Genomic DNA, 26635 nt, shown 5'->3' on the forward strand with positions numbered 1-26635 from the left:
ATTGACTACTTTGTTGTCAGTGCCTACATTTGCGAGTGTTATGACGAAAAACAGTGTGCCGCTGCGCGGCTGGATCGGACCGGTCCTGGTGGTCACCCTGCTGGCTGCGCTGATGGGGACGATGTACCTGGGATACACCTCCGATCCCGAGAAAAACCTGCACGATTTCCCCATCGCGCTGGTGAATCAGGACAATGGCGACGTCCTGGACGGCAAGCCGATGAATATCGGCAACCAGATCACCGACGCGCTGACCTCGAAGATTCCGGCCGACAAGATCGACCTGCGGGTGATCGGCATCAGCGAATCCCAGCGACTGCTGTCCGACGGCCGCCTCTACGGCGAAATCGTCATCCCGAGCGACTTCACCAAACGGCTCACCATTCTGGCCACGGCCTCGGTGGTGCCCGGTGATATCGAGCGGCCCGTCATCACCGTGCACACCAATCCGCGCGCGAGCACCTACTCCGCGTCGATCGTGCAGCGCATTACCGATCAGGCCATGGCCCAGATCAACGACACAGTCGGCGCGCAGCTCACCGCCCAGGTCAAGGCGAAACTGCAACCCGCCCCGGGCGCGGCGCCCACCGAACTCAGCGGCGCGGCCCGATTGCAGCTGGCCAAGCCGATCGACGTCAGCGTCAGCGCCTTCCACCCGCTGCCCGAGGGCACCGGCCAGGGCCTGTCGGCCTTCTTCTACACCCTCATCCTGCTGTTCATCGGATTCAGCGGGGCCATGATCATTCACTCCATGGTCGACAATGTGCTCGGCTACGTGCCCGCCGAATACGGCCCCTGGTACAGGCACCTACCGCCGGTGGCCATCTCGCGCTGGCGCACCCTGCTGGTGAAGTGGGCCATGGCGGTGGTGATCGCGCCGATTTCCTCGGGCGTGTTCCTCGGCATCGCGACGCTGCTCGATATGCCGATCGAACATGTGCTGCCGCTGTTCCTCTACGGCACCCTCGCCATCATCGCGGTCTGCGTGACGGGCCTGTCGGTGCTGGCCGCCTTCGGCACCGCCGGTCTGCTGATCAATATGATCGTGTTCGTGGTGCTGGGCCTGCCGTCCTCCTCGGGCACCATCCCCATCGAGGCGACCCCGCGCTATATCGCGTTCCTCGCGAATTTCGAACCCATGCACCAGATCTACCTGGCCGTGCGCTCGCTGCTCTACTTCGACGGACATCTCGAAGCCGGTTTGAGCACCGGTCTGTGGATGACGCTGTTCGGGCTTACCGCCGGTCTGCTGCTCGGTGCGATCGCCACCCACAGTTACGATCTGCGCGGCCTGTCGCGACTCGGCGTGTCGCACAAGCCCGAGGAAGACGTGCTGGTGGAGTAGTCCTGTGCAGATCAGGGTTACCGAGAACGGCCCGTATCGCGTCACCGGCGCGGTCCCGCTCGCGACGCAGACCATCGGCACCGATGACGCGGGCACCTCGCGGGAGTGGCTGGCGGGTGCCCCCGTCGAAACACCGGGCGACAATTACAGCCTGTGCCGATGCGGCCATTCGAACAAGAAACCGTTCTGCGACGGCACGCACGCCAAGATCGGATTCGACGGCGCCGAAGTCGCCACGCGCGCACCGTATCTCGCGCAGGCCACCGAACAGGACGGCCCCGAGGTCACCCTGACCGACGCGCAGCAGCTGTGCGCGTTCGCCCGCTTCTGCGATGCCGACGGCCAGGTCTGGAATCTGGTGGAACAGCCGGGCGCACAGGCCGCGGCCGCCACCAGGCAGCAATCGCAGGACTGTCCGTCCGGTCGCCTGGTCGCCTGGAATCTGGCCGAGCGCACCGCATTGGAGCCGGAACTTCCGAAATCCATTGCACTGGTCGAGGATCCGGCCCAGGGTGTCAGCGGACCGCTGTGGGTGCGCGGCGGCATCCAGGTCACCGCCGCAGACGGGGACGACTACGAGGTGCGGAACCGGGTGACGCTGTGCCGCTGCGGCGCATCGCGCAACAAGCCGTTCTGCGATGGCAGTCACGCCGCCGTCGGCTTCACCGACGCTCCGGGCTGAGCGATTGGGGCCGAACGACTTTTCGGCCCCGCACCACTCAGTGCGCGGACGCGGCCGTGAAACCGCGCGGCACCAGCACCACCGTCAGCACCGCCACCGCGCCCACCATGGCGGCGGAGATCCACGAGGTGGTGGTGAGGGCGGAATCGTAGGCGTGCTGGGCGATTTCGAGAATGTGCGCTCCGGCCGGTCCACCGACCTGATCCGCCACATAGGCCGCACCGCCGACCGAACCGCGGGCGGTATCGAGCTGCTCGCCCTGCAGCGGCAGATCCGTCATATGCGAGACGAACAGGCGGCCGTGGATACTGCCCAGCAGCGCCACACCCAGGCCGATGCCCAATTCGTAGTTGGTCTCCTCCACCGCGCCCGCCATTCCGGCCCGCTCCGGCGGCACCGCGGACACCAGAACCGCTGCGGCAGTGGTGATTGCGAGCCCGTCACCGAGGCCGAGGGTGAACAGCACCAGGGCCACCACCGGATAGGTGGTGTCCGGCACGGCCGCCAGCACCGCGAAACCCACGGCGACCGCACCCAGTGCGAAGCCCATCAGGGCGCGCACCCCGATCCGCTGCAGCAGCCACGGCGTCGACAGCGATCCGAGCAGCATGGCGACCGCCGCGGGCAGGGTGCGCAGCCCTGCCTCCGACGGCGTGAAGCCGTGAATGTACTGCAGCCACAACGAGATAAGGAACAGCGCCGCGCCGATGGCGAGCATGGCCAGCAGTGTCGCCAGCGCCGCCGCGGTGAAGGCGCGATTGCGAAACAGCCGCACATCCAGCAGCGGATCGGGAGACTTCAGCTGGCGGTAGGTGAACAGCCCCAGCAGCAGGAGCGCGGCGACCAGGATCACGAGATCGACCGGCGCCGGATTGCCCTTCGCCACATGCTTGATGCCCCAGGCGAGTGCGACGATGCCGAGGACCGACAGTAACGCGCTGAACCAATCCAGCCTGCCGTGTTGAGGCGCACGGTATTCCGGCAGCAGCCACAGTCCGGCCACCACGGTGAACACCACCACCGGCACATTCAGCCAGAAGGCCGCGGACCAGCCGAAGGACTGCACCAGATGCCCGCCGACCAGTGGCCCGATGGCCGCGCCCGCGCCCGCCACCGAGGCCCAGATGCCGATGGCCTGGGTGCGCTCGTGATCGTCGGTGAAGATAGTGCGAATGATCGAGAGCGTGGACGGCATCACCATGGCGCCGCCGACGCCGAGCAGGGCGCGCCCGGCGATCAACTGCATGGGCGTATGCGAGGTGGCGGCGACCACCGAGGCCAGGCCGAACAGCAGGAAGCCGGCGATGAACAGGCGCTTGCGGCCGAATCGGTCACCGATCGCACCGCAGGTGATGAGCAGACCGCCCAGCACCAGGCCGTAGAGATCGACGATCCACAGCTGCTGCATGGGGCTGGGATCCATATGGTCGATCAGCGACGGCAGCGCCACATTCAGGATCGTGGCGTCCATGGCGACCAGCAGCAGGCTCGCGCACAGCACCGCGAGCATCGCCCAGCGGCCGGGTAGCGGGGCACGGCCGCTGTCGGGTAGGTCCTGCGCCAACTGCCGGGGTGGGATGCGACCCACGTTCCCGCCTCCTCGAATAGGTACTCACGACGTGCCAGCAACGCCTTGGCTAGCACCCTATCGCTGTTCCCGGGAGGCGGCGGAAGTCGCTGTTACCGGTTGTCGAGCTGTTCGGTCTTCGCGGCCCGCTGCGTGGCGAGCAGATCGCGGATCTCGGCGAGCAGCTCCAGCTCGGTGGGATCGGCCTTGACGGTCGGCTTGACGAGCCGCGACTTGAGATGCGTCATCGGCAGGATCAGCACGAAGTAGAGCACCGCCGCGACCGTCACGAAATTGATGCCGGCGCTGATGATCGGGCCGAGCGCCACGAAGGTCGAGGGCTTGTCCGCCAGGATCTGGAAGCCCAGGCCGAATTCGCTATTGCCCCCCGCCGTTGCCAACAGCGGCTCTACCAGCCCCTTTGTCACCGAAGTGACGATGGCGGTGAAGGCGGTACCCATGACCACCGCGACCGCCAGGTCGATGACATTGCCCCTCATCAGAAAATTCTTGAAGCCCTTGAACATGACGCAGGAAATCCAATCCGTGACGAATCCGTAATCTTCTGCGCCGAAGTCTAGGGGGCGCCGTTACCGCCGCTGGTACATGGCACGCCCCGATTGGTCACCGTCACATTCTGGTCAGTTTGTGATCAGTCCGGGTGTGCCGGACTCTGCTCGGCCCGGAAGGTGCGGACCAGTGCCCAGCACATGGCCAACATAACCACGCTGAACGGCAGCGCGATGAGGATCGCCACGGTCTGCAGTGTCGTGAGTGCCGCAATGCCCGTACCGCTGGCAAGTAGCAACGCAATAGCTACCGCACCTTGTGCCAAGGTCCAGAACACCCGGCTCCAGACCGGCGGGTTCGGATTGCCGCCCGAGGACAGCATGTTCACCACCAGCGCGCCGGAGTCTGCCGAGGTGACGAAGAACAGCACGATCACCAAAATGGCCAGTCCCGCGGTGATGCTGCCGCCCGGCAGCGTATTCAGCATGGCGAACAGCGCGCTGTCGCGGTCCGGCCCGTCCGGACCGACAAGTCCGCCGCCGCCGAACATTTCCCGATGCAGGCCCGCGCCGCCGAAGACCGCGAACCAGACGAAGGTCAGCAGCGTCGGCACCAGCAGTACCCCGGCCACGAATTCGCGCACGGTGCGGCCGCGCGAGATGCGCGCGATGAAGACGCCGACAAACGGCGCCCAGGAGATCCACCAGCCCCAGTAGAAAACCGTCCACTGCTGCGTCCAGGCGGTACCGCTCGGACCCTCGGTCGCGCCGGTATAGAGGCTGATCTTGGGCAGTGACTGGATGTAGGAGCCGAAATTCTGCACCAGGTCATTGACGATGAACAGCGTCGGCCCGGCCACCAGTACGTACAGCAGCAGCAATCCGGCCACACTCATATTCGCCTGGGACAGGAGCTTGATGCCCTTGTCCACACCCGTCACCACCGAAATGGTCGCCAGCGCCGTGACCACGATGATCAGCACCACCTGCAGGCCCTTACCCGGCTCATGTAGCCACTCTTGGTAATTCAGGCCCGCCGAGATCTGCAGAATGCCCAGCCCCAGTGAGGTCGCCACGCCGAAGACAGTGCCGATGACCGCCACGATATCGATGACATCGCCGGACCAGCCGCGAATCCGGTCGCCCAGCAGGGACTCCAGCGACCAGCGGATGGATACCGGATGCCCCTTGCGATGCATCGAATACGCGAGCGCAAGGCCGACCACCACATAGATCGCCCACGGGTGAATTCCCCAGTGCAGGAAGGTCTGCACCATGGCGGAGTCGGCGCGCTGCGCGGGCGAGGACCCCACACCGGGCCGCGGATCGTCGTAGTGGAACAGCGGTTCGGCCACGCCCCAGAACACCAGGCCGATACCCATTCCCGCGGCGAAGAGCATGGAAAGCCAAGCGCCGATCGAGTATTCGGCCCGCTCGCCGTCCGGGCCGAGCGGGATGTCACCGAAGCGGCCCACACCCAGCCAGATCGCGAAGACCACGAACAGCGAGACGATGACGATGTAGTACCAGCCGAAGCCGCCGATCACATTGTCCTGCAGCGCTTTCGCCTGCCGGGCGGCGGTATCGCGAAAGACGATGGCATACACCGTGAATGCCGTGACTACGATGGCCGACGGCCAGAACACCCTGGGCGCCACCGCTGCTCGCGAATGGACGGGAGTCGAGCCGGATGATTTGCTCGGTGCGCTCACGTGGAGTGTCCTCTGTCGAGTGCGGGAGATCGGACTCCGATACGGAACAACCCCCATCCCGGCCGCAGCCCGGGATCGGGGTTGTCTCGATTACTTGCCGCTTACCTTGTCCTTCATGGCGGTCACGATCTCGTTGACCGCCGCCATGACGTCCTGCGCCGCATGCTCGAGGTTGGCGCGCACCTGTTCGAGGGTGCCCTGCATATCCTCGGTATTGAGCTTGTCGGCGAACGCCTTCGCCATATCGGCGAGGTCGGCCGCCGCGGAGCTGGCCCGGTCGGCGAGCTCGGCGGCCGCGCCGCTGGCCCGTTCGGCGAGTTGCCCGGCGGCGACTCCGGCCTTATCGGCCAGACCCTCCGCGGAATCGCCGAGTTCGTCAGGAGTCGGCATGGCGGCCCGCTACTTCGAGCCGCCGAGCTTTTCCTTCATCTTGTCGACGAAGCCGCCGACCTTCTCCTTGACGTCCTCGCCCGCGTGCTCGAGGCGGTCCTTCATCTGATCGCCCATGCTCTCGGCCTTGTCCGCAGCATCTTTCGCCGCATCCCTAGCCTGATCGGTCGCATCGTTGATCTTGTCGTTGAAATCAGACATCGAAACCTCCTACGTGTGGTCACACCCGGGTCGGGCGTACATCCAGGACAGTTCGACGAGCAGAATCGCCAGGCTCAGCGATCTTTCAGCAACCGATCATAACTCAGCCGATGGGGCCCAGCACGCGCTCGATGTAGGCATTCGTGAATCGGCCCTGCGGGTCGAAGCGCTTGCGGACATCGGCGAACTTCTCCCACTCCGGATAGCGCCGGCTCAGCGTCTCGGCGGTCTGGAAGTGCCGCTTACCCCAGTGCGGGCGGCCGTTGTATCGATCGAAAACGCGCTCGCAGGCGCGGAAATACGGTTCGTAGTCCATGCCCTGGTACTGATGCACCGCGATATAGCAGGTCTCGCGGCCACCGGCGGGGGACAGGAAGGCGTCATCGGGCGCGACCCACCGCACCTCGATCGGCATGACGGTGTCGAAATGCTTGGCGAGATCCTTGATCTCGCGAATCGCGTCCACGGAGTGCTCGCGCGGGATGGCGTACTCCATCTCGGTGAAGCGGAAGAGCCTGGTGGTGGCGAAGACCCGGTAGGAACGCTCCACCTGACGGCGGTAACTGCCCGCGAAGGCCGCGGCGCGTTGCACATAGGGGATGAGGCTCGAACTGCGCCGGGTGAGCTTGCACAGCGCGTCGAAGGTGTAGTTGGAGAGCAGGATGTCGGAGAACCAGTCCACGGCCTTGCCGCGCGGTTGCTCCGGCAACTGGACCCGATTGTTGCGCTTGGTCATTGCCAGCGGACTGTGCGCGAACATGTAGAACTCGAAGTGCTCATTGCCATCGACATAGGTGTCGAGGTCCTCGAGGACCTCCTCGACGGGCAGCGGTCTCTCCACTCCTTCGAGCACGAACGACGGCGCCATCTGCAGGGTGAGGGCGGTGACCACGCCGAGCGCGCCCACATTCACCCGCGCCGCGCGCCAGCCGTCCGGATCGGTCTGCTCGTTGAGCTCGACCCGGCTGCCGTCCGCGAGCATGAGCTCCACCGATTGCAGTGCGGCGGAGAGGTTCTGCAGCTTCGCCCCGGTGCCGTGCGTGCCGGTGGCCGTCGCGCCCGCGACGGACTGCACATCGATATCGCCGAGATTGGGAAACGCCAGCCCCATCGGATGCAGCGCATTGCTGACCGCGTTCAGCGTGGCGCCGGCCTCGACACGAACCAGCCCGGCAGCCCGATCCACGGACAGGATCTTGTCGAGCTTGTTCAGGCGCATGAGCGTCCCGTCGGTCAGCACGGTATCGGTGAAGGAATGTCCCGATCCGGCGACGCGCACGGTATGCCCGGCTGCCTCGGCGCGTGCCAGCACCGCGGCGACTTCCTCGGGCGTGCCCGGGTCGGCGATGGCCGCCGGAGAACAGCCCTGATCCCCGGCCCAGTTCGCCCAAGAGTTGGTCATGCGACCAACTTTAAACCGAGAGGTGTGAGAAGCGCTACCGTTTCCGGCTGGTGCACATCGCTTCTTTGGCGCGTTCGACCTCGCTGTCGGTCAGTGCGCGCTGGGTGAGGGGCAGGCGTGGGACGCCGTCGCCGCGGACGCCGTTGAGGACGATGGTCATATAGCGCTGCCAGACATCGGTATTGACCGGGCGGGCGAAGCCGGCCACGCCGTCGACCATGTTCACCATGGCGAAGAAATCGCCCGCCTCGACGCTCGGATGCAGTGCACCCGCCTCCTTGGCGCGGCGGATGACGGCCTGCATGCCGGGCTGCACGCGCTCCTTCATGCAGACGAAACGGTCCATGCTGTCGTGCATTTCCAGCACGACCTCGCCGAAGCCGCGGTTCAGGGCCATATGACGGCAGGAGTATTCGAACAGTTCCACCAGGCCCTGCCATGGGTCGGGATGGTGCAGGGCGAGCTCGACCGCGGCGGCCAGCTCGGTGACCATGGCGTCGAACACTTCCAGGATGAGTTCCTGCTTGTTCGCGAACCGGCGGTAGACGGTGCCGACGCCGACGCCCGCTCTTTCGGCCACATCGTCCAGGGTGACCTCGAGCCCGCGATCGGCGAAGAGCTCGCGTGCTGCCGCGATGATGCGTTGCTGATTGCGCGCGGCGTCCGCGCGCAAACGGCGCGGTGGGGGCGCGGTGGTGACGTGATTCACACCGTAATCCTAACAGGGGCCGGGATTATCCGGAGGGTATATCTCCGTTTAGATGATAGCTTTAACCGGTAAACGGAGACGGCCTCTCCGCTAATCCTAGGGGACAAGGAAAACGACCATGACGACAGCTCTCGAGAAAGAGAAGGCAGTGGCCGCGCCGACGACCGGAGACGGTCGCCGTGGCTCGCACGCCCTGCGCTGGTGGGTGCTCGCCGTACTCGGCGTGGCGCAGCTGATGGTGGTGCTCGACGCGACCGTCGTGAACATCGCACTGCCGGCCGCACAGGCCGACCTGCACTTCTCCAACGGTGACCGGCAATGGGTGGTCACCGGCTATGCCCTCGCCTTCGGCAGCCTGCTGCTGCTCGGCGGACGGCTCTCCGATCTTTTCGGCCGCCGGACCACCTTCATCGTGGGTCTGATCGGCTTCGCCGGCGCTTCGGCCATCGGCGGTGCCGCCGGTAGCTTCGAGGTGCTGGTCGGCGCTCGTGTGGCGCAGGGCGTCTTCGGCGCACTGCTTGCCCCCGCTGCACTGTCACTGCTGACCGTGACCTTCACCGAACCCAAGGAACGCGCCAAGGCGTTCGGCATCTTCGGCGCCATCGCGGGCGCCGGCGGCGCTCTCGGACTGCTGCTCGGCGGCGCGCTGACCGAATGGGCCTCGTGGCGCTGGGTCATGTACGTGAACCTGGTCTTCGCCGCCATCGCGCTGGTCGGTGCGGTCATGCTGCTCGCCAAGCACACCGCCACCCAGCGGCCCAAGCTCGATCTGCCCGGCACGCTCTCGGTGAGCGCCGCCCTGTTCGCCATCGTGTACGGCTTCTCCAAGGCCGAGACCGACGGCTGGGCCAACTCGACGACGCTGTCCTTCCTCATCGGCGGCGTGGTGCTGCTGGCGGTCTTCGTCTGGCTGGAAACCCGGGTCGCGCATCCGCTGCTGCCGCTGCGCGTGATCCTCGATCGCACCCGGGCCGCGTCCTACCTGACCGTGTTCTCCATCGGCATCGGCATGTTCGCGATGTTCCTGTTCCTGACCTACTACATGCAGCAGTCGCTGGGCTTCTCGCCGATCATGACCGGCGTGGCCTTCCTGCCGATGGTCGCGGGCATGGTGGTGTCCTCCACGACCGTGCCGTCGCTGCTGGTGCCGAGGGTCGGTCCGCGGGTGACCGTGGTGACCGGATTCCTGCTCGCCGCACTGGGTATGGCGCTGCTGACCCGGATCGGCGTGGACACCGCGTACGCCAGCCACATCCTGCCCAGCCTCATCCTGATGGGTGTCGGCCTCGGTACCGCGATGTCGACCGCCTTCATCGGCGCCACCTCCGGGGTGGAGCACGAAGACGCCGGTGTGGCCTCGGCCATGGTCAACACCAGCCAGCAGGTCGGCGGTTCCATCGGTACCGCGCTGCTGAGCACCCTGGCCGCCACGGCCCTCGGAAACTATGTGTCCGACCATGGCGCGTCACCGGCGGCGCTGGCCGAGGCCGCGGTGCAGAGCTACACCACCGCGTTCTGGTGGGCCGCCGCGATCTTCGTGGTGGGTGCGGTCGTCACCGGACTCATCATGCCGAACAAGGTTCCGGTCCCCTCCGAGGGCGAACCCGTTCTGGCACACTGAGATTCGCCTGGAAAATCTGCACCCCATCCGCTCGCGCGGGTGGGGTGCGGTGCATTCCGGGCCAAGGACCACCGCGGCCCCACTCTTCGAAATGAGTGGGGCCGCGGTGTTTACAGCTGAGCCGGTGCCGAATCGTCAGCGGCAGTTGGACGGTGGCGGCACACCCGCGAACCGATCCGAAAGATAGCTGACGGCCTTGACCGCGCCGGGGAAGATCGCCGTACCGTGATCGGCGCCCGGAATGATGTCGAACTGCACCGGAGTGCCTGCCGCGCAATAGCGTCCCGCCGTATTGAGCGCGAGATCCAGCGGCACCTGGTCATTGCCGCCGTGCCATTCGTACATGGGGACACGGGGGACGCCCGGGTAGATCTCGAGGGCATTGTCGTGGAAGGCGCCGATGAGGGTCGGATCGTTCTCGATGCCGCGGTGGAACATCTCACCGATGGTGTGCCCGGCCCCGGCCGAGATGATGTCGTCCACACAGGAATTGGCGATCCGGTCCCGCATCGCGAAACCCGCCGGGGTCAAAGCATTGTCGAGCGGAAGCGCGTCGGGATACTCGCGCTCCATGCCGACCGCGACCGCGAAGCCGAGCCCGAACAGCGGATGCGGGACATCGCCGACGTCGATGGCGATCTTGCCCGGATTCACCGGTACGCCACCGTCCGCGAAACCGACGATGGGCAGTTCGGGCGCATAGGTGGGCGCCAGCGCGGCGGCGAATCCGGTGGCCATGGCGCCGCCGGAGTAGCCGACCATGCCGACCGGTGAATTACCCAGTCCCGCAGGGGCGAAGCGTTCGGCGGCGCGAATGCCGTCGAGGGTGATCTGGCCACCCAGCCGGGCCGCGCCGTAGGCACTGGTCGGGCCCAGGTGGTCGGGGACGGCAACCGCCCAGCCACGCGCCAGCAGCAATTCGAGCGCACCCGATTCCTTGAGTCCGCCGTCGAACAGCGCATGCGACGGCGCGCACTGCATGCCCAGCGAATTCACGAACGGCTGGTACGAGACCAGGGGGTGCGGGCCGGGGCCGGGCACGATGAGGGTGGTGACGGCGGCAATGGGCCCGCCGGATGAGTTCGTGGAGTGGAAGAGCAACTGCCACACCGTCGCACCGGGCCAGGGGTTGGCCGGCATCAGGCGGGAGCGCAAGACGTCCCCGGGGGCGCTGTCCCCGAGATTACCTGGGGCATAGTAGAACCCGTCGGGTTCCGCGATCGGGTACACCGCACCCGCGTGAGCCGCCGGAGCGGTCGCCATCACGGCGATCGCCGCTGCGGCAATGCCGCAGCTCCGGACCAGCATGCTTCTGATCAACTGCCGCACCGCCAACTTGGCTCTCCTCTGAGGCCGATGGGACAACACCGGGCAAGCGGCACTATCCTCGCAGTTCCCGGGTGCTGTTCGGTCTCAGCAACACGCCGATTGGCAACGATTTGGCAAACTGAAGAGGAGGCTGGTGGGTCCCAGCGCCGGCGGTGCCGAGCGGGGCAGGCGCGCGACCCTCTCCACGTCGGCGGCGGAAGTTCGTACACTGCTTGGATCGGGCCGGAAATGGGCACACCGTGAAGCGGGCGCGATTGCGCTCGGCAACTTCGGGGATACGGCGACGATTCGACGATTGGGGGCAGGCGATGAATGAGACGGAAGGACGCCGGCAACCGTCGGATCGCGCGGTGGGCAGTCGATTCGATAGTGTCTTCCCACTGGGCACCCGGATGCTGACTCCGTTCAGTACCTTCGGCTGCACAACGGTTCGACGGGTACAGGAGGGCGTTGACAGCTATGCGGTGGCGAACGTCGTGATCGCTTCGCCGAGGCAGCACACCCACGCCTCTGCGCGGCAGGACACCTACGCCTCTCCGGGGCAGCAGGTGTGGTCGTGATGCTGATGACCAGCCGGGCACAGGCGATACGGAAGGGAGCCGCGAGCATGGCGCACGATCGAGCCGGGCGACCGGCGCGTGCCGCAGACCTCGAGGACATCGCGCATCTGGTGACGGCGTACTACAGCCGGATTCCGGATCCGGAGGATCCCTCGCAGCTGGTGGCCTTCGGAACTTCCGGGCACCGCGGTTCCAGCCTCGACTGCGCGTTCAACGAGTCGCATATCCTCGCCATTACGCAGGCCATCGTGGAGTATCGCGCCACCCGCGGCATCACCGGTCCGGTGTATCTGGCCCGCGATACGCACGCGCTGTCCGAGCCCGCGTGGACCACCGCGCTCGAGGTGCTCGCCGCCAATGACGTCACAGCCATGATCGACGCGCGTGACAGGTACACGCCCACACCGGCTTTGAGTCATGCCGTGCTGCGCCACAATCGCGGCGGCACGCGGCATCAGGCCGATGGCATCGTGGTCACGCCCTCGCACAATCCGCCGCGTGACGGCGGCTTCAAATACAATCCGCCGCACGGCGGACCGGCCGATACGGTCGCCACCGATGCCATTGCCGCGCGCGCCAACGAGCTGCTGCGCGGTGGGCTCGCCGAGGTGCGGCGCACCAGTCTGGCGCATGCGCTGGTCACCAAGGTCGAACGCTACGACTATCTCGATCGCTATGTCGGCGACCTGCCGAATGTGCTGAACCTGGATGCCATTCGCGGCGCGGGGATTCGGCTGGGCGCCGATCCCATGGGCGGCGCGAGTGTCGACTACTGGGAGGAGATCGGGCAGCGATACGACCTCGAACTCGAGGTGGTCAATCCGTTCGTCGATCCGACCTGGCGCTTCATGACGCTCGATGCCGACGGCCGGATTCGGATGGATCCGTCCTCGCGATACGCCATGGCCTCACTGGTCGCGATTCGCGACGATTACGACATTTCCACGGCCAATGATGCCGATGCCGACCGGCACGGGATCGTGACTCCCGATGCGGGCCTGATGAATCCGAACCACTATCTGGCTGTGGCGATCGAGTATCTGATCGCCAATCGGATGGGCTGGGATGCGCTGACCAAGATCGGCAAGACGGTGGTGACCTCGTCCATGATCGATCGCGTGGTCAGCGTGCTGGGGCGCGATGTCTACGAGGTGCCGGTCGGGTTCAAATGGTTCGTGCCCGGATTGTTCAGCGGCAGCCTGGCATTCGGCGGTGAGGAGAGCGCGGGCGCCTCGTTCCTGCGCCAGGACGGCACCGTGTGGACCACCGACAAGGACGGCATTCTGCTCTCGCTGCTGGCCGCGGAGATCACCGCCGTCACCGGGCAGAGTCCGTCCACCCGCTACTCCGAACTCGAGAAGCGCTACGGCAGTCCGGCTTACAACCGGGTCGACGCCACCGCCACCGTGGAACAGAAGGCGCGGCTGGCGGCGTTGACGCCGGACATGATCACTGCGACCGAGATCGCCGGCGAGCCCATCACCGGAATCCAGACCCGTGCGCGCGGCAATGGCGCGGCGCTGGGCGGGGTGAAGGTCACCACCGAGAACGCCTGGTTCGCGGCCCGGCCCTCCGGCACCGAGGACAAGTACAAGATCTACGCGGAATCATTCCAAGGGCCGGAGCATCTCGCGCAGGTGCAGGCGGCCGCGGAAGAGATGGTGGGACAGGCACTATCCGGTGCGTAGATCCAAGCCTCTGCCGGTAGAGATCTGGGTACTGGTGGGGGCCGCCTTCACCATTGCCATCGGATTCGGGCTCGTCGCTCCCGCGCTGCCGCAGTTCGCCCGGAGCTTCGGGGTCGGGGTCGCGGCCGCCTCCTTCATCGTCAGCGCCTTCGCCCTGATGCGGTTGCTGTTCGCGCCGCTGGGCGGGCGGCTGGTGCAGCGGCTGGGCGAGCGGCCGGTGTATTTGACCGGTCTGATCATCGTGGCCATCTCCACCGGTGCGTGCGCCTTCGCCCAGACCTATTGGCAGCTGCTGATATTGCGGTCGCTCGGCGGTATCGGGTCCACCATGTTCACGGTGTCCTCGCTGGCGCTGGTGATCCGCATCTCGCCGCCGCTGGAGCGCGGGCGGGTGTCGGGGGTGTACTCGACCAGCTTTCTGATCGGTTCGATCAGTGGGCCGCTGGTGGGTGGCGCGCTGTCTTTCCTGGGGTTGCGGGCGCCGTTCATCATCTATTGCTGTGCGCTGCTGGTGGCGAGTTTCATCGTGTTTGCGGCGCTGCGGAATTCGCATCTGGCGGTGCCGGAGGCCGCGAGCGGTACGGCGGTCATGACCTTCCGGGAGGGGCTGGCCAAGTCGCAGTATCGAGCGGCACTGTGGTCGAACTTCGGTAATGGCGCGGCCGTGTTCGGTGTGCGAATGGCCTTGGTGCCGCTCATCGTGGTGGAGGTGCTGAAGGAGGATGCGGGGCTGGCGGGTATCGCCCTGACCGTTTTCGCGGCGGGCAATGCGTCGGTGCTGTTCCTGTCCGGGCGCTGGTCGGATCGGCTGGGCCGCAGGCCTTTCCTGATCGCGGGCACGCTGATCTGTGCGATCGGTACCGCGGGACTGGGTCTCGCGCCGACGTTCCCGTGGTTGCTGGTCGCGTCCTGTATCGCGGGGATCGGTTCCGGCATGTTCTCCCCGGCCCTGCAGGCAGCGGTGGCCGATATCGTCGGCCCCGGTGTGCGCGGTGGGCCGGTGCTCGCGGGGTATCAGATGTCCGCGGATCTGGGCACCTTCCTCGGGCCGTATCTGATCGGTACTCTCGCCGACCAGGTTTCCTACGGGGTGGCGCTCGGGGTGACCGGCATTATTCTCGCCACCGCCTCGGCCGCCTGGATGGTGGTGCCGGAAACGTTGCGCCGCAAGGAACCGGCCCCGGCGTAGCGAATGCCACAGTCCGCCCGCGCCGGATATGAGTTGCGGGGGTGGGTGGGCGCGTTCGGCGGCGGTGCGGCAGAGTGTTGCGCGTGAGCGCACCGTCTTCGAAACACACCCCGCAGCCGGTATCGAGCAAGACCACGTACGCCCTAGCCGGCGTGGCGCTGGCGGTGGTCGCCCTGGTCATCTTCGCGCTGTATCAGTGGAACGACAGTGGCAGCGTTGCGGTACGCGACGACGGATACGGCCCGGTGCACAATCCCGGCGTGACGGTGGCCATGGACTCCGACGGCGCGATCGTGCTGGGCCAATCCCAGACCACCAAAACCATTGACGTCTACGAGGATCCACTGTGCCCCGCCTGCGGGCAGCTGGAGAAGACCTACGGCCAGGAGATCGCCAAGCAGGTCGACGAGGGCAAGCTCGCGGTGCGCTACCGCCTCGTCAACTTCCTGGACTCGCGCTCGCGCAGCAAGGACTACTCCACTCGCGCCGTAGCCGCCAACGAATGCGTGGCCCAGGCCGGTGACGGCCCCGTCTACTCCAAATTCCACACCCTCCTGTTCACCACCAAGCAGCCCGAGGAGGGCGGCCCCGACCACAGCAATCAGGACCTCGCCACCATCGCCAAAGACGCAGGCGCCACCGACGACACCCTGAAATGCATCACCACCGCCGACCGCCTCGACTCCGCCCGCAACCACGCCGAAGCCGCCATGAAGGCCCTGACCTCCGCCTCCGGCGACCGCGTAGCCACCCCCTCGGTCTTCGTCAACGACAAGAAGATCGACGTCAACAAATCCGACTGGGTCATCAACGCCACCAAGTAATCCGAAACACGCCCCACCCGCTGCCCATCGGCCAGCTCCGACCAGTGCCACAGCCCGTGTCTGAACCACGCGGCCCCCACCTGGGGGTGTGCGACTTGGACACGGGCTGTTCGGTCAATACGGGCGCCCACCACGCCGATCACCCATCGATGACTGCGCGGCGCAGCCGGCTGGTGTAGTCACCGGCCCGCCGGAGAGCATCAGCGGCGGCATCCAACTCGATGAGCGCCTCATCGAAAACCTCTGCCGCCCCGGCGATGCAATAGCGGGGCGTCGTGAGCGCGCCTATCCCCGGCGTATCGATGAGCAGTCCGGCATCGGGTAGCGCCCGATAGGCCGCCGCCAGCTCCGAAACATCCCTACGGAATCCGTCCAGCCGCTCCCGCAGCAGCGCCCGCCGCTCCTCCAGCAGCAATGGGTCGGTGCCTTCGCCGGCAGCAGTATTCGCGTTGTGATCCATCTCCCCAGCATGTAGGCCAGCCGGGACGCCCGCATCTGAGTGGTCTCGTGCCGCACATGGAATCCGGGCCTGAGCGGGCTCGCGTCGCAGGTGGAATCGCACGGTGGCAAGGAAATTGGGTGGGGTGCGGCCTGTCGGGGGTGCTGGGTTGGCCGCACCCCGGGCGGGAGCCGCGTGCCAGTCACGGCTCCCTGGATCGGGTGTGCAGGAATTGGTGGGGTGCGGCCCATCGGGGCCTCAGGAGAGCCGCACCCCGGGCGGGGAACCGAGCTGGCAGCACGGGTCCGTGGTCAGGGGTGGGAAGGGCTGGGGCTCATCGAGGTGCGGGTCGCGTAGGGCCGCGCTCGCGTCGCGATCTTCCTGGGTCGGGCTGGCCATGCCTCCGACCTCGTGGAATGGAAACTGCGGTGCATCGGTCGGATCGACGTGAGATCCGGTGCACGGAGCAGCCTGGAGCTGGCTTCCTGGGTCGGCCCAGGTGTGGCTGCTGAGGCCGAATTGGACCGGTCGACCGGTTCGGCTCGGGGTCGAACGCCCGAATTGGTTCGAGATGGGTCGGCCGGATCGGCTCGGAATCAAGGGAGGTCGGCCGGGGCGTGGTGGTGTTGCGGTGTTGCGGTGTGGGATTGGGGGCCGGGGTGTGCCGGCCCGGGGTGGTCGTGGGATTCACCGGGGGGAGGGGCGGGCGGGGAGGGTGGGGATGTCGTTTTCGGGGGTGGAGCGGGAGAGCTGGGGGTGGAGTAGGACGTGGGTTTCGAGGGGGTAGGCGATGTCGGTGGTTGCGGGGGTGGGGAGGGGGGTTGGTTCTTCGGGGAGGCGGTAGGGGCGGTGGGGTGGTTTGGCGGGGGCGTCGATATCGGTGTGGGGGAAGAGGTATCGGGCACCCTCGCGGATGGTTTCGTGGGATTCGCCGGAAGGGTCGATCCAGCGCATGCGGTCGGTGTCGGCGAGGTAGACGCGCCAGGGTTGTTTTCCGCTGTCGGCCAGGGCTTTCAGGCGGTGGTGGTGAGAGCAGAGCACGGCGCGGGGGGCCGCGCTGGCCTGGGGTGCGCGGCGCATCCGCAGCGAATCGAACTGGGAGAGCAGGGTTTCGGCGGCCGGCATGGTGCAGCCGGGGAAGCGGCACAGCCCGTCGAACGCGCGCACCTCACGCGGGGGAGCGGCCGAGAACGGCGGCGATACCTCAACCTTCGCCGCTGCGGAATTGCGCTTCGACCCCGCCGGATGTGCGCCCGGCGCACCGGAACCCGCGGCCTGGCGTGCCGCCGCGCGAAGCGCCTCGGGCGCAACCGAATCTGCGGGCACCTCGTACAGCCCGGCCGAACGTTCCCACGGCGCCATCGGAGCAGTCGGATTCCGCCGCGCCCCCGACGAGCGCGGCCCCCCGATCCGCGTCACCGTCGATGGACTCGGGTCGCTGTCGGCGGTCGCTGCCGAAGGATTCGTGTCCGCGTTGGCGCGTGCCGCCGATGGGAGCAGGTCGGGTATCGCGGTCGTCGCGGAAGGAGTCTGGTCGCCGCCAGGGGTGTCCATCGATGGACTCGGGTCCGTGTCGGCGGGTGTCACCGACGACTTCAGGTCAGGGGTGGGTCTTGTGGAGGCATTGCGGTCGCGGGTGGGGGGTGTTGCCGATGGGCGCGGGTCGGGTGCGGCGGATGGGCTCGGGTCGCCGGCGGTGGATGCGATCGATTGGTTCGCGTCGCTGGTGGGGGCGAAGTATTCGGGGATTACCTGGAAGCGGGCGTGTTCGGCGAGGGTGCGGGCGAGGGCGGCGTCGACGGGGCCGAAGCCGGAGAGGAAGGCGGGGTCGTCGCGGAGGCCGAGGAGGGTTTCGGCGGACATGCCGACCTGGATGAGTGGACGGCGGGGGGAGGTGGGGGCGCCTGCCTGGGGGCAGTTTTTACCGTGGGTGCAGCCGCAGCGGAGGCGGCCGGTGCCGTCGGCGAGTGCGACCAGTGCGTCGGCGCGGCGCTGCGGCATGGTGCGCGGATCGTCTTCGCACACTTGCAGACTCATCTCGCGCAGCCGCATGGCGACGGTTTGGGCGCCGGCGGCGGGTAGCAGGCCGTCGAAGACCGCCATACCGTCGTGCACCGCGCGAATTCGCACATCGCGGTCGGACTCGCGCGCCTCGCGCCGGCGCTGTTCACCGTCGGGATCCAGGCGAATCACCCAGCGCCGCGCCGTCTGCCGCAGCCTGCTCGGATCGGAGCGGGTGGCAGCCTCGATGAGCTTGGGCTCCAAGGCTTCTCGCACCTCACGCGCGAGTCCGCGCATGGCCTCGGTAATGACCTGCACCCGCGACAGATCTATCCGCCCCGCCGCGAAGGCCAGCCGCGTCTGCGGTAGTGAATCCAGCGCCAGCCCGATATCGATGAGCGCCGCCGCCACCGCCTCGGAAACCTGCACCGCGACCGCCACTTCGGCCGCGGCGAACTCGCCGGCCCGGATCCCGCCCGGCCCGGGTTCGGCATTTCCGGCGCGATGCCGGCGATACACCTCCCGAATGGCCGTGATCTCCGCCGCCTGCGCGAACGCCGCCGCACCGTGTGCCCGTCGCAGCGCTTCGATCAGCTCCGCATCGCCCATCGCCTCCGCCTCTCCGCTATCGAACATGTGTTCGACCCTACGCCGCGAAGATCGTCGCCGCCAGCATTTGTGCAGGCGATTTGGTTTGTTCTATGCAGGTCGTGTAACTTCTTTCAAGCAAGCGGGGCACGCCTCGCGAACAAGAACTGAACATGGGGCTATGGCGCAGCTGGTAGCGCACCACACTGGCAGTGTGGGGGTCAGGGGTTCGAATCCCCTTAGCTCCACTCGAATGTTTTCGTCACCGAAACCGTCCCCTCGGGGCGGTTTTCGTGTTTTCGGGCCGCATCTCCCGCCGGGCTCGAAAGTGTCCGCGGTCACAGGATCGCGTACCGCTTGGTTCGTGAGTGGTACCAGCGCACCAGTATGTGATCGAGTACTCGGGTGGGAGACGAACTTGGCGCCTTCGCCGAACACCGCGATATCAGGCCGGCGGACGAACGGCCCTTCAGTCCCGGTGGTCGCATCGACGACTACGGCACCTACCGATTCGTCTGCCCTGTCCCCGATTGCCGATGGTTCCATGACGAGAAGACCACCCAGGACAATCCGGGCTGGCGACAGCTGGTCGAGGCGGCCGTAGCCGCGCATCTCGCCGCCGACCACGACTCCCGGACGACCACCGAAGGCTGAAGAGTCCTGCGCTCCAAGGTGTTCGGAACTACAAGCGGCTCGCGCGGCCGGAATGCGCACTGAGCGGACCGTGTTTCGGTCGCGACATCGCGACAGCGGCGCGGTTACGCTACCGCCATGCCGTACGTCAGCACCGGTGGTGCCCGCGTGTTCTACACCGACTCCGGTCGCCGAGGCCTGCCGACCGTAGTACTGGGCCACGGATTCTTCATGGATCTGTCGATGTTCGCGCCGCAGGTGGAGTTCCTGGAATCCAGGGGTTTCCGGGTGCTGTGCTGGGACGCGCGCGGCCACGGCGGCACCACCGCCGATCCGGACGCTCCCTTCACCTATTGGGATTCGGCTCGCGACCTGCTCGCGGTCCTGGACGCCGCCGAGGTCGAGCACGCGATCCTGGCCGGCATGTCGCAGGGTGGCTACGTGGCACTGCGCGCGGCACTGCTGGCGCCGGAGCGCACGGACGCACTGCTGCTGCTCGATACCGAAGCCGGCGCGGCGACCCCGTCCGAGCAGGCGGCTTATCGCGACCTGTTCGATGCGTGGACCAATCCGGAGGTGCCGCTGAACGAGTTGGCGCCCGGGCTGGCAGCCCAGTTGATCGGCGGCACACTCGCCGATCAGGCGCCGTGGCGGGCCAAGTGGGCGGCCAGTGACCGGCCCGCGATCCGGCAGGCGGCGGCCTGCCTGATCGAACGGGAGTCGCTGGTGGATCGCCTCGGCGAAATCACCTGCCCGGTAATGGTTCTGCGCGGTGAGTTCGACGGTTCGAGCACCGCGCAGAAGTCCGAGGCGCTGGCTTCCGGCTTGCCCGCGGCCGGTGCGGTGGTGACGATTCCCGGCGCGGGCCATGCGCCGAACTGGACTGCTCCGGACTTGGTCAATGCCGCGCTCGACGAATTCCTCACGCGCTGAGCGCGCTCGCCGAACCGGTGCCGGGCGCACTGCTGCCGGGCCCCGAAATGCGCAGCGCGGCAACAAGTTCACGATAGAGCTCGTCCCCGGCGAGCAGCTCCTCATGGGTCCCGTCGGCACGCAGCGCACCATCCTCCATCAACCAGATGGTGTCGGCGTCGATCACCGTGGAGAGCCGGTGCGCGATGGTGACCACGGCGCTGTCGCGAGCAATGCCCCGGATAATGTCTTGAACCGCCGCCTCGGTGCGCCCGTCCAGCTGCGCGGTTGCCTCGTCCCCGAGCGCGGCCATCGCCCGCGCCCGCGAGGACGGTCATGGGAGAATGCGCGAAATCATCACCCGCGCACAGCAAGCCGGAGTGCTGCGCGCCGACTGGGTACTCGAGGACATCGCCTTCATCACCTGGGCGCACACCCGGATTGTCGAGGCGACGGGAACGCTGGCCCCGGACGCCTGGCGCCGCCATCTCGCCTTCGTCTTCGACGGCCTGCGCGCCTCGGCCGCACATCCGCTGCCGGTCCCGCCGATCACCGAGCAGCAGCTCATGAATGCGCTCGGCGCAGGCTCGGAGCCATCCTGACCACCACGGGGCTATGGTGAACGGGTGGGTGTCATCGGTGAACTATTCCCGGGCAAGAAGCTGGACGACGAGGGCAGTGGCGACAGCGACGGTCAGGGCCATCGCCCGCGCATGGACGTCGACCTGGATGCCGGCGTGATCCGGCTGGCCCCGTCGAAGCCCAGTAAACCCACCGGCGAATCGGATGCGGCAGCCGAATCGGAGGCAGCGGCCGAATGATTCGTACCCAGCATCGACGCGATGTCGGTGCTGGTGGTCGGTGCGGCATCGCGATACCAGTGGCCGGCGGTCGGCGATTGCGCCGGCGCATTGAGACAGACGATCTTGTCCGCGTAGGGTGACAGACCGCTCAGCGCCTGCCGCCCCGCGACCGGGACGGCGACGGCGACGCGAATGGCTCCGTGCATGCGCGCCATCCGGCAGGCGTCCCGCACCGTGCCCGGCTCGGTGAGGCAGTCGTCCACTATGACAACGGTGCGATTCTCCAGGCTCACCCGCGGATAGTCACCCCGGTAGCTGAAAGCGCTGTGGCGCAGGATCTTCGATTGCGTCAGCTCGGTGTCTTCGCGTTCCGGATCGCCGAGCCGCCCGCGCGCCACGGCGGCGGTATCGATCAGCAGCGTGTGCTCTTCGCCGAGCAGCCCGTAGACGAGATCGGGGCAGCGGGCCACGGCGAGCGGCTGCACCAGGACCACATCCAGGAGTACATGCAGCCTGGCCGCGATTTCGTGAGCGACGCGGACCCCGCCGCCGGGTAGGGCGAGGACGACCACATCATGGCCGCGAAAGGCCGCCAGCAGTCCGGCCAACTGCCGGCCCGCGTCATTGCGGTCCATGAACGGCGGCATTCGTTTCCCCGACTGTGAATGTCAGCCCGTTGTCGACGGCGAGCGCAGCAGGGGTATTCGATGACTGTGCCCGCCAGGGTTATTCGGCCGGAGGCGCGCCGTGGAGGGGAGCTGCCGGAAGGGGGCCGTCTGCTCAGGAACCGTCGTCATCAGATGCCCTCTCCAGTGAGCTGCCACGGTTCGTGAGCTGGGTGAACAGACTCATAGCAGGCAGAGTTCCAGTGTACGCCCGATCGACGACCCGGCCTGGGCATTCACCGCGGGATCGGCCGGCGTCCCTGCAGGGGGCGCCGGCCGAATCCGGTTGCCGCGCAGCGGCAGAGTCGGATCAGTTCACGGTTTCAGGAACGTGGCGGCGATTCCCCAGAACCGGTCGCGGTCCACCGAATGGAAATCCCACGTCTCGGCGATTTGATGGGTCGCGCTGACGATGCCGGATACGTCGAAATCGTCGCGCGTTGCAGTGCCCTTGTCCTCGAGGGCGGCGATGACGTATGCGGTGGCGGTCTCCACGCTGTGGGGCAACACGCAAGGCTCCAATCGGTCGTCGGAATGAGGTTGCGGTGTAAGGGACTACGGCTTCGGATCGGAGAGAATGTCCTCGTATCGGTACTCGGTGGGTATGGGTGTTCCCGTCGCGTGTGCCTGCTCCTCGCGGTGGCGCAGGTCGACGCGGCGGATCTTGCCGGAGATGGTTTTCGGTAGCTCGGCGAACTCCACGCGGCGCACTCGCAGATAGGGTGCGAGGTGGTCGCGGGCGTATTCGAGGATGGCGCGGGCGGTTTCGCGATCGGGTTCCCAACCGGCGGCGAGCGAAACATACGCCTTGGGCACTGCCAGGCGAGTGTCGTCGGGCTGCGGGACGACCGCTGCTTCGACCACGGCTGGGTGCTCGATGAGCACGCTTTCCAGCTCGAACGGCGACACCTTGTAGTCGGAGGACTTGAAGACGTCGTCGGTGCGGCCGATATAGGTGATATATCCGTCGTCGTCGCGTGAGGCGACATCACCGGAGTGGTAGAAGCCCCCCGCCGTGACAGCGGCATTGCGTTCCGGATCGCCCAAATATCCGGTCATCAGGTTGACCGGAGTGTAGCCCAGGTCGAGGCAGATTTCGCCCTCATCAGCGAGTTCTCCGGTCAGGGGGTCCACCAGTATGACCGGCACTCCAGGGGCCGGTCGGCCCATGGAACCGGGCTTGACCTGCTGTCCCGGCATATTGCCCACCTGCAGTGTGGTCTCGGTCTGTCCGAAGCCGTCACGAATGGTCAGTCCCCAGGCCTTCTCGACCTGGGCGATCACATCCGGATTGAGAGGCTCACCGGCGCCGAGGATTTCGCGCAGACCGGCTGGTCGCTCGCCGAGATCGGACTGAATCAGCATGCGCCACACCGTCGGTGGCGCGCAGAACGTGTTCACCTCCGCCCGGCGCAGTTGCTCCAGCAGCGCCGCGGCGTCGAATCGGCCGTAGTTGTAGACGAATACGGTCGCCTCGGCCAGCCACGGCGCGAAGAAGCAGCTCCAGGCATGCTTGGCCCAGCCGGGTGCGCTGATGGCCAGGTGGACATCGCCGGGGCGCACGCCGATCCAGTACATGGTGGTCAGATGGCCGACCGGATAGCTGATCTGCGAGTGCTGCACCATTTTCGGCCTGCTGGTGGTGCCGGAGGTGAAGTACACCAGCAGCGGATCGTCCACCGCGGTGACGGCGGTGAACGGACCGCTCGACTCCACGGTTTCGGCATCTGAGTAGGAGTGCCAGCCGGATACCTTCTCTCCCACCGCGATTCGAAGGTAGTCACCGGGCACCTCGGCGAACTTGGGGGTTTCGGCCGCATTGACGAGAACGAATCCCGCACCGCCCCGGCCGATCCGGTCGGCGAGATCCTCCGGGCCGAGCGCGGCGGTGGTCGGCATGATGACCGCGCCGAGCTTGGCCACCGCCAGCATGGCCTCCCACAGTTCGGCCTGATTGCCGAGCATGAGCACGACCCGGTCGCCCTTGCCGACGCCGAGCCCGGCCAGCCAGGTGGCCACCCGATCCGAGCGCGTGGCCATCTCGTCGAAGCTGATGCGCTGCTCATCGCCGTTCTGCTCGACGATCCACAGCGCGGTGCGGTCGTTGCCGCGGGCGATGACGTCGAACCAGTCGGTGGCCCAGTTGAATACGCCGGTCAGCTGCGGCCATTCGAAGGTGTCCACTGCCGTGCGGTAATCGGTCGCGGCCGCGACGAGCTGGTCGCGGGCGGTCCGGTAGGCGCGGGTATTGGCGCTGTGCGACTCGGTCATGCCTGCTCCTCGGTGGACTGCTCGAGCAGCCGGACGGCGACCTCGCGCATTTCGATCTTGCGGATCTTGCCGGTCACGGTCATCGGGAATTCGTCCACGACGTGCACGTACCGGGGAATCTTGTAGTGGGCCAGCTGTCCGGCGCAGAATTCGCGCAGTGTTTCGGGGGTGAGCGGGGTCGTGTTCTCGCGCATGCGAATCCACACCATCAGCTCTTCGCCGTATTTGGCATCGGGCACCCCGATCACCTGGGCATCGAGTATGTCGGGATGGCTGTAGAGGAATTCCTCGATCTCGCGCGGATAGATGTTCTCGCCGCCGCGAATGACCATGTCCTTGATGCGCCCGGTGACCGCGATATACCCGTCGGCGTCCATGGCGCCGAGGTCGCCGGTGTGCATCCAGCGGGCTGAATCGATGGCCTCCGCGGTCTTCCCGGGATCGTTCCAGTAGCCGAGCATGACGGAGTAGCCGCGGGTGCACAGCTCACCGGTGACGCCGCGCGGTACGGTCTGCCCAGTGACCGGGTCGACGATCTTGATCTCCAGATGCGGCCCGGCCCGGCCGACGGTGGCGGTGCGCTGCTCGACGGTGTCACCGGCCCGGGTCTGGGTGCTGACCGGCGAGGTTTCGGTCATGCCGTAGCAGATGCTCACCTCGCGCATGCCCATGCGATCGATGACCTGCTTCATCACCTCGGTCGGGCAGGGTGATCCGGCCATGATCCCGGTGCGCAGCGAGGACAGATCGTAGGAGTCGAATTCCGGATCGGCGAGCTCGGCGATGAACATGGTCGGCACGCCGTACAGCGACGTACAGCGTTCGGCGGCAACGGCTTCCAGGGTGGCGCGCGGTTCGAAGGAGGGCGCCGGAATGATCATGGCCGCACCGTGACTGGTCGCGGCCAGATTCCCCATCACCATGCCGAAGCAATGATAGAAGGGAACCGGAATGCAGATGCGGTCCTGTTCGGTATAACCGCACAGCTCGCCGACGAAGTAGCCGTTGTTCAGAATATTGTGATGGCTCAGGGTGGCGCCCTTGGGGAATCCCGTTGTGCCCGAGGTGTACTGGATATTGATCGGATCGTCGGCCGACAGCGCCGACTGCGCGAGCGTCAGCTGCTCCGGATCCCCCGCTCGCCCGGTATCGAACAGCCGCCGCCACTGCGGGCTGTCGAGCAGCACCACCCGTTCCAGTTCCGGGCAGTCCGGCCGCACCTCGTCGATCATGGCGCTGTAGTCGGAGGTCTTGAAGGCGGGTGCGGCGATCAGCGTGTGAACTCCGGCCTGTTCCAGCACATAGCGCAGCTCGTGTGCGCGATACGCGGGATTGATGTTCACCAGGATCGCGCCGATCTTGGCCGCGGCGTACTGCGTCAGTGTCCACTGCGGGCAGCTCGGCGCCCAGATGCCGACCCGGTCGCCCTTGCCCAGCCCGGTGGCCAGCAGCCCGAGCGCCAGCGCGTTCACCTGCGCGGCGAACTCGCGATAGGTCCACCGGATGCCGGTGGCGTAGTCGATCAGGGCCTCGCGATCCGGGAACCGGGCGACCGTGCGGTCGAGGTTCGTGCCGATGGTATCGCCGAGCAGCGGCGCGTCCCAGATCCCGAAGGAATAGCTCACCGGCGGGAGCCGGTCCATGCTCATGCTCACTTGGCTAGGATTCACGTCACACTCCGGCACCGACTACCCCCGGAAAGGGGTACCTGATGAGCCAGACCCCCGAGGGGCTGCTGCGTCCGCGTGACAGCGACGTACTGCGGTCCGAGCTGCGGCAGCTCGCCGCGCTGTCCAAGGCGCCGGTGGTCTTCGGCGGTGCGGTGCATGCGGGCACGCTGGTGCTCAGCGAGTTCGTGGGAACGCGAACGAACCGCATGCGGGGCCTGGCGGTCGCGCCGAGCTCCGGATTGGGCGGGAGCGCGGTGGCCACGGGCAAGCCGCGCTCGGTGGCGGACTATCGATCGGCCTCGACGATCACGCATCACTACGACGGCGCGGTGCTCGGTGAGGGTCTGCGCGCGGTGGTCGCGGTGCCCGTGGTGGTGAGCGGTGAGGCGCGCGCGGTGCTGTATGTCGCGAATCGGGAGTCCGGTCCGATCGGGGACCGGATCGCCGATGAAATGGTGCAGGCCGGACGCCGGTTGAGCGTGGAACTCGCGATCCGCGATGAGGTGGACCGGCGGGTCCGGCTGCGCCTGGCGCACGAGGCGGCGCAGGCCCAGCTGCTGTCCGGTGCGGATGCGATGGTCACCGAACAGCTCCGGGATCTGCACGCGGAATTGCGCGGTATCACCCCCGCCGTCTCGGATGCGCAGGCGCGCAACAAATTACGGGACGTCACGGAGCGATTGGCGCGCTTGGTGTCCGGTGTGACGGACCCCGATCGGGAGGTGACGCTGGCGCCCCGGGAGCTCGACGTGCTCGCCCAGATCGCCCTGGGCTGCACGAATATCGAAGCGGCGCTGCGGCTTTCCTTGCGCGCCGAGACGGTCAAGAGCTACTTGCGCAGTGCCATGACCAAACTCGGCGCGCATACCCGGCACGAAGCGGTGGTACGAGCCCGCCGCCTGGGCTTATTGCCCTGAGTTCTGCA

General features: G+C 66.9%; 25 protein-coding genes and 1 tRNA gene. 11 read left to right on the plus strand and 15 right to left on the minus strand.

Annotation, left to right across the window (positions count from 1 at the left end):
• Positions 1–40 precede the first annotated feature (40 nt).
• Both OG716_RS39050 and OG716_RS39055 read left to right on the plus strand, forming a co-directional pair.
• Entirely contained in the window at positions 41–1345 is a 1305-nt protein-coding gene (locus OG716_RS39050; protein ID WP_405135219.1) for a DUF3533 domain-containing protein, read from the plus strand.
• Between the two features lie 4 nt (positions 1346–1349).
• Positions 1350–2027, plus strand: a complete 678-nt coding sequence (locus OG716_RS39055) for a CDGSH iron-sulfur domain-containing protein (protein ID WP_405135220.1) — start codon at positions 1350–1352, stop codon at positions 2025–2027.
• 37 nt (positions 2028–2064) lie between these two features.
• Here OG716_RS39055 and OG716_RS39060 read toward each other — a convergent pair whose 3' ends face one another.
• The 7 genes from OG716_RS39060 to OG716_RS39090 form a co-directional block, all read right to left on the minus strand.
• A complete protein-coding gene (locus OG716_RS39060; RefSeq protein WP_405135221.1) occupies positions 2065–3615 on the minus strand; it encodes an MFS transporter in 1551 nt (516 codons plus the stop codon).
• A gap of 92 nt (positions 3616–3707) precedes the next feature.
• A complete protein-coding gene (locus OG716_RS39065; RefSeq protein ID WP_405135222.1) occupies positions 3708–4094 on the minus strand; it encodes an MscL family protein in 387 nt (128 codons plus the stop codon).
• Between the two features lie 152 nt (positions 4095–4246).
• Complete coding sequence (locus tag OG716_RS39070; RefSeq protein ID WP_405135223.1) at positions 4247–5815, minus strand: BCCT family transporter; 1569 nt, start codon at positions 5813–5815, stop codon at positions 4247–4249.
• Positions 5816–5905: 90 nt separating this feature from the next.
• Positions 5906–6205 (minus strand): hypothetical protein, encoded by a 300-nt coding sequence (locus tag OG716_RS39075; protein ID WP_355118526.1) that lies wholly within the window; start codon positions 6203–6205, stop codon positions 5906–5908.
• 9 nt (positions 6206–6214) lie between these two features.
• Entirely contained in the window at positions 6215–6406 is a 192-nt protein-coding gene (locus OG716_RS39080; RefSeq protein WP_405135224.1) for a hypothetical protein, read from the minus strand.
• Positions 6407–6509: 103 nt separating this feature from the next.
• Positions 6510–7808, minus strand: a complete 1299-nt coding sequence (locus OG716_RS39085; protein WP_405135225.1) for a D-arabinono-1,4-lactone oxidase — start codon at positions 7806–7808, stop codon at positions 6510–6512.
• Between the two features lie 34 nt (positions 7809–7842).
• The gene (locus OG716_RS39090) at positions 7843–8517 is read right to left on the minus strand and encodes a helix-turn-helix domain-containing protein (protein ID WP_355118520.1); all 675 of its coding nucleotides are present in this window, start codon (positions 8515–8517) and stop codon (positions 7843–7845) included.
• Positions 8518–8635: 118 nt separating this feature from the next.
• On the opposite strand from OG716_RS39090, the gene OG716_RS39095 reads away from it, so the two are divergent.
• Positions 8636–10138: an MFS transporter gene (locus tag OG716_RS39095; protein WP_327141606.1), complete on the plus strand. Its 1503-nt coding sequence runs from the start codon at positions 8636–8638 to the stop codon at positions 10136–10138.
• A gap of 135 nt (positions 10139–10273) precedes the next feature.
• Here OG716_RS39095 and OG716_RS39100 read toward each other — a convergent pair whose 3' ends face one another.
• Positions 10274–11467, minus strand: coding sequence for a lipase family protein (locus OG716_RS39100; RefSeq protein ID WP_327146686.1), 1194 nt, complete (start codon positions 11465–11467; stop codon positions 10274–10276).
• 607 nt (positions 11468–12074) lie between these two features.
• Between OG716_RS39100 and pgm the strand changes: the two genes are divergently transcribed.
• The 3 genes from pgm to OG716_RS39115 all read left to right on the plus strand — a co-directional run bounded on the left by pgm (position 12075) and on the right by OG716_RS39115 (position 15728).
• Entirely contained in the window at positions 12075–13715 is a 1641-nt protein-coding gene (gene pgm, locus OG716_RS39105; RefSeq protein ID WP_405135226.1) for a phosphoglucomutase (alpha-D-glucose-1,6-bisphosphate-dependent), read from the plus strand.
• Complete coding sequence (locus tag OG716_RS39110) at positions 13708–14904, plus strand: MFS transporter (RefSeq protein ID WP_405135227.1); 1197 nt, start codon at positions 13708–13710, stop codon at positions 14902–14904. Before pgm ends, OG716_RS39110 begins: the two co-directional genes overlap by 8 nt.
• Positions 14905–14987: 83 nt before the next feature.
• Positions 14988–15728 (plus strand): DsbA family protein, encoded by a 741-nt coding sequence (locus tag OG716_RS39115; RefSeq protein WP_405135228.1) that lies wholly within the window; start codon positions 14988–14990, stop codon positions 15726–15728.
• A gap of 139 nt (positions 15729–15867) precedes the next feature.
• Here the strand turns inward: OG716_RS39115 and OG716_RS39120 are convergent, their stop codons facing one another.
• Both OG716_RS39120 and OG716_RS39125 read right to left on the minus strand, forming a co-directional pair.
• Positions 15868–16188: a hypothetical protein gene (locus OG716_RS39120; RefSeq protein ID WP_405135229.1), complete on the minus strand. Its 321-nt coding sequence runs from the start codon at positions 16186–16188 to the stop codon at positions 15868–15870.
• A 666-nt stretch (positions 16189–16854) separates the two neighbouring features.
• Positions 16855–18804 carry a DUF222 domain-containing protein gene (locus OG716_RS39125; protein ID WP_405135230.1) on the minus strand — a complete coding sequence of 650 codons (1950 nt, stop codon included), beginning with the start codon at positions 18802–18804 and terminating at the stop codon, positions 16855–16857.
• 127 nt (positions 18805–18931) lie between these two features.
• Between OG716_RS39125 and OG716_RS39130 the strand changes: the two genes are divergently transcribed.
• The 3 genes from OG716_RS39130 (at position 18932) to OG716_RS39140 (ending at position 20322) form a co-directional block, all read left to right on the plus strand.
• Positions 18932–19004, plus strand: a tRNA-Ala gene (locus tag OG716_RS39130).
• 157 nt (positions 19005–19161) lie between these two features.
• Positions 19162–19410: a hypothetical protein gene (locus OG716_RS39135; RefSeq protein WP_405135231.1), complete on the plus strand. Its 249-nt coding sequence runs from the start codon at positions 19162–19164 to the stop codon at positions 19408–19410.
• Between the two features lie 117 nt (positions 19411–19527).
• Entirely contained in the window at positions 19528–20322 is a 795-nt protein-coding gene (locus tag OG716_RS39140) for an alpha/beta fold hydrolase (RefSeq protein ID WP_405135232.1), read from the plus strand.
• Here the strand turns inward: OG716_RS39140 and OG716_RS39145 are convergent.
• Positions 20312–20614 carry a hypothetical protein gene (locus OG716_RS39145; protein WP_405135233.1) on the minus strand — a complete coding sequence of 101 codons (303 nt, stop codon included), beginning with the start codon at positions 20612–20614 and terminating at the stop codon, positions 20312–20314. The genes OG716_RS39140 and OG716_RS39145 overlap by 11 nt on opposite strands.
• A gap of 31 nt (positions 20615–20645) precedes the next feature.
• Here OG716_RS39145 and OG716_RS39150 point away from each other — a divergent pair, with 31 nt between their 5' ends.
• Positions 20646–20903 (plus strand): hypothetical protein, encoded by a 258-nt coding sequence (locus OG716_RS39150; protein WP_405135234.1) that lies wholly within the window; start codon positions 20646–20648, stop codon positions 20901–20903.
• Positions 20904–20995: 92 nt separating this feature from the next.
• Here OG716_RS39150 and OG716_RS39155 read toward each other — a convergent pair whose 3' ends face one another.
• The 4 genes from OG716_RS39155 to OG716_RS39170 all read right to left on the minus strand — a co-directional run bounded on the left by OG716_RS39155 (position 20996) and on the right by OG716_RS39170 (position 25689).
• Complete coding sequence (locus OG716_RS39155) at positions 20996–21751, minus strand: phosphoribosyltransferase (RefSeq protein WP_405135235.1); 756 nt, start codon at positions 21749–21751, stop codon at positions 20996–20998.
• A 333-nt stretch (positions 21752–22084) separates the two neighbouring features.
• Entirely contained in the window at positions 22085–22279 is a 195-nt protein-coding gene (locus OG716_RS39160) for a hypothetical protein (RefSeq protein ID WP_297614420.1), read from the minus strand.
• 45 nt (positions 22280–22324) lie between these two features.
• Positions 22325–24040, minus strand: coding sequence for an AMP-binding protein (locus tag OG716_RS39165; RefSeq protein WP_405135236.1), 1716 nt, complete (start codon positions 24038–24040; stop codon positions 22325–22327).
• Positions 24037–25689: an AMP-binding protein gene (locus tag OG716_RS39170; protein WP_405135237.1), complete on the minus strand. Its 1653-nt coding sequence runs from the start codon at positions 25687–25689 to the stop codon at positions 24037–24039. Before OG716_RS39170 ends, OG716_RS39165 begins: the two co-directional genes overlap by 4 nt.
• 62 nt (positions 25690–25751) lie before the next feature.
• Between OG716_RS39170 and OG716_RS39175 the strand changes: the two genes are divergently transcribed.
• A complete protein-coding gene (locus tag OG716_RS39175) occupies positions 25752–26627 on the plus strand; it encodes a response regulator transcription factor (protein WP_405135238.1) in 876 nt (291 codons plus the stop codon).
• Positions 26628–26635: the final 8 nt, after the last annotated feature.

It is taken from the genome of Nocardia sp. NBC_01388, assembly GCF_045040085.1.
In the GTDB taxonomy this organism is placed as follows: Bacteria; Actinomycetota; Actinomycetes; order Mycobacteriales; family Mycobacteriaceae; genus Nocardia.

Coding starts and splice junctions, on each gene's coding strand:
- OG716_RS39145 (WP_405135233.1), bottom strand. CDS start 20,614: ATGGCCGCGCTCGGGGACGAGGCAACCGCGCAGCTGGACGGGCGCACC.
- OG716_RS39120 (WP_405135229.1), bottom strand. CDS start 16,188: ATGGATCACAACGCGAATACTGCTGCCGGCGAAGGCACCGACCCATTG.
- OG716_RS39075 (WP_355118526.1), bottom strand. CDS start 6,205: ATGCCGACTCCTGACGAACTCGGCGATTCCGCGGAGGGTCTGGCCGAT.
- OG716_RS39155 (WP_405135235.1), bottom strand. CDS start 21,751: ATGCCGCCGTTCATGGACCGCAATGACGCGGGCCGGCAGTTGGCCGGA.
- pgm (WP_405135226.1), top strand. CDS start 12,075: ATGGCGCACGATCGAGCCGGGCGACCGGCGCGTGCCGCAGACCTCGAG.
- OG716_RS39150 (WP_405135234.1), top strand. CDS start 20,646: ATGCGCGAAATCATCACCCGCGCACAGCAAGCCGGAGTGCTGCGCGCC.
- OG716_RS39080 (WP_405135224.1), bottom strand. CDS start 6,406: ATGTCTGATTTCAACGACAAGATCAACGATGCGACCGATCAGGCTAGG.
- OG716_RS39050 (WP_405135219.1), top strand. CDS start 41: ATGACGAAAAACAGTGTGCCGCTGCGCGGCTGGATCGGACCGGTCCTG.
- OG716_RS39140 (WP_405135232.1), top strand. CDS start 19,528: ATGCCGTACGTCAGCACCGGTGGTGCCCGCGTGTTCTACACCGACTCC.
- OG716_RS39170 (WP_405135237.1), bottom strand. CDS start 25,689: ATGAGCATGGACCGGCTCCCGCCGGTGAGCTATTCCTTCGGGATCTGG.
- OG716_RS39165 (WP_405135236.1), bottom strand. CDS start 24,040: ATGACCGAGTCGCACAGCGCCAATACCCGCGCCTACCGGACCGCCCGC.
- OG716_RS39175 (WP_405135238.1), top strand. CDS start 25,752: ATGAGCCAGACCCCCGAGGGGCTGCTGCGTCCGCGTGACAGCGACGTA.
- OG716_RS39095 (WP_327141606.1), top strand. CDS start 8,636: ATGACGACAGCTCTCGAGAAAGAGAAGGCAGTGGCCGCGCCGACGACC.
- OG716_RS39125 (WP_405135230.1), bottom strand. CDS start 18,804: ATGTTCGATAGCGGAGAGGCGGAGGCGATGGGCGATGCGGAGCTGATC.
- OG716_RS39065 (WP_405135222.1), bottom strand. CDS start 4,094: ATGAGGGGCAATGTCATCGACCTGGCGGTCGCGGTGGTCATGGGTACC.
- OG716_RS39085 (WP_405135225.1), bottom strand. CDS start 7,808: ATGACCAACTCTTGGGCGAACTGGGCCGGGGATCAGGGCTGTTCTCCG.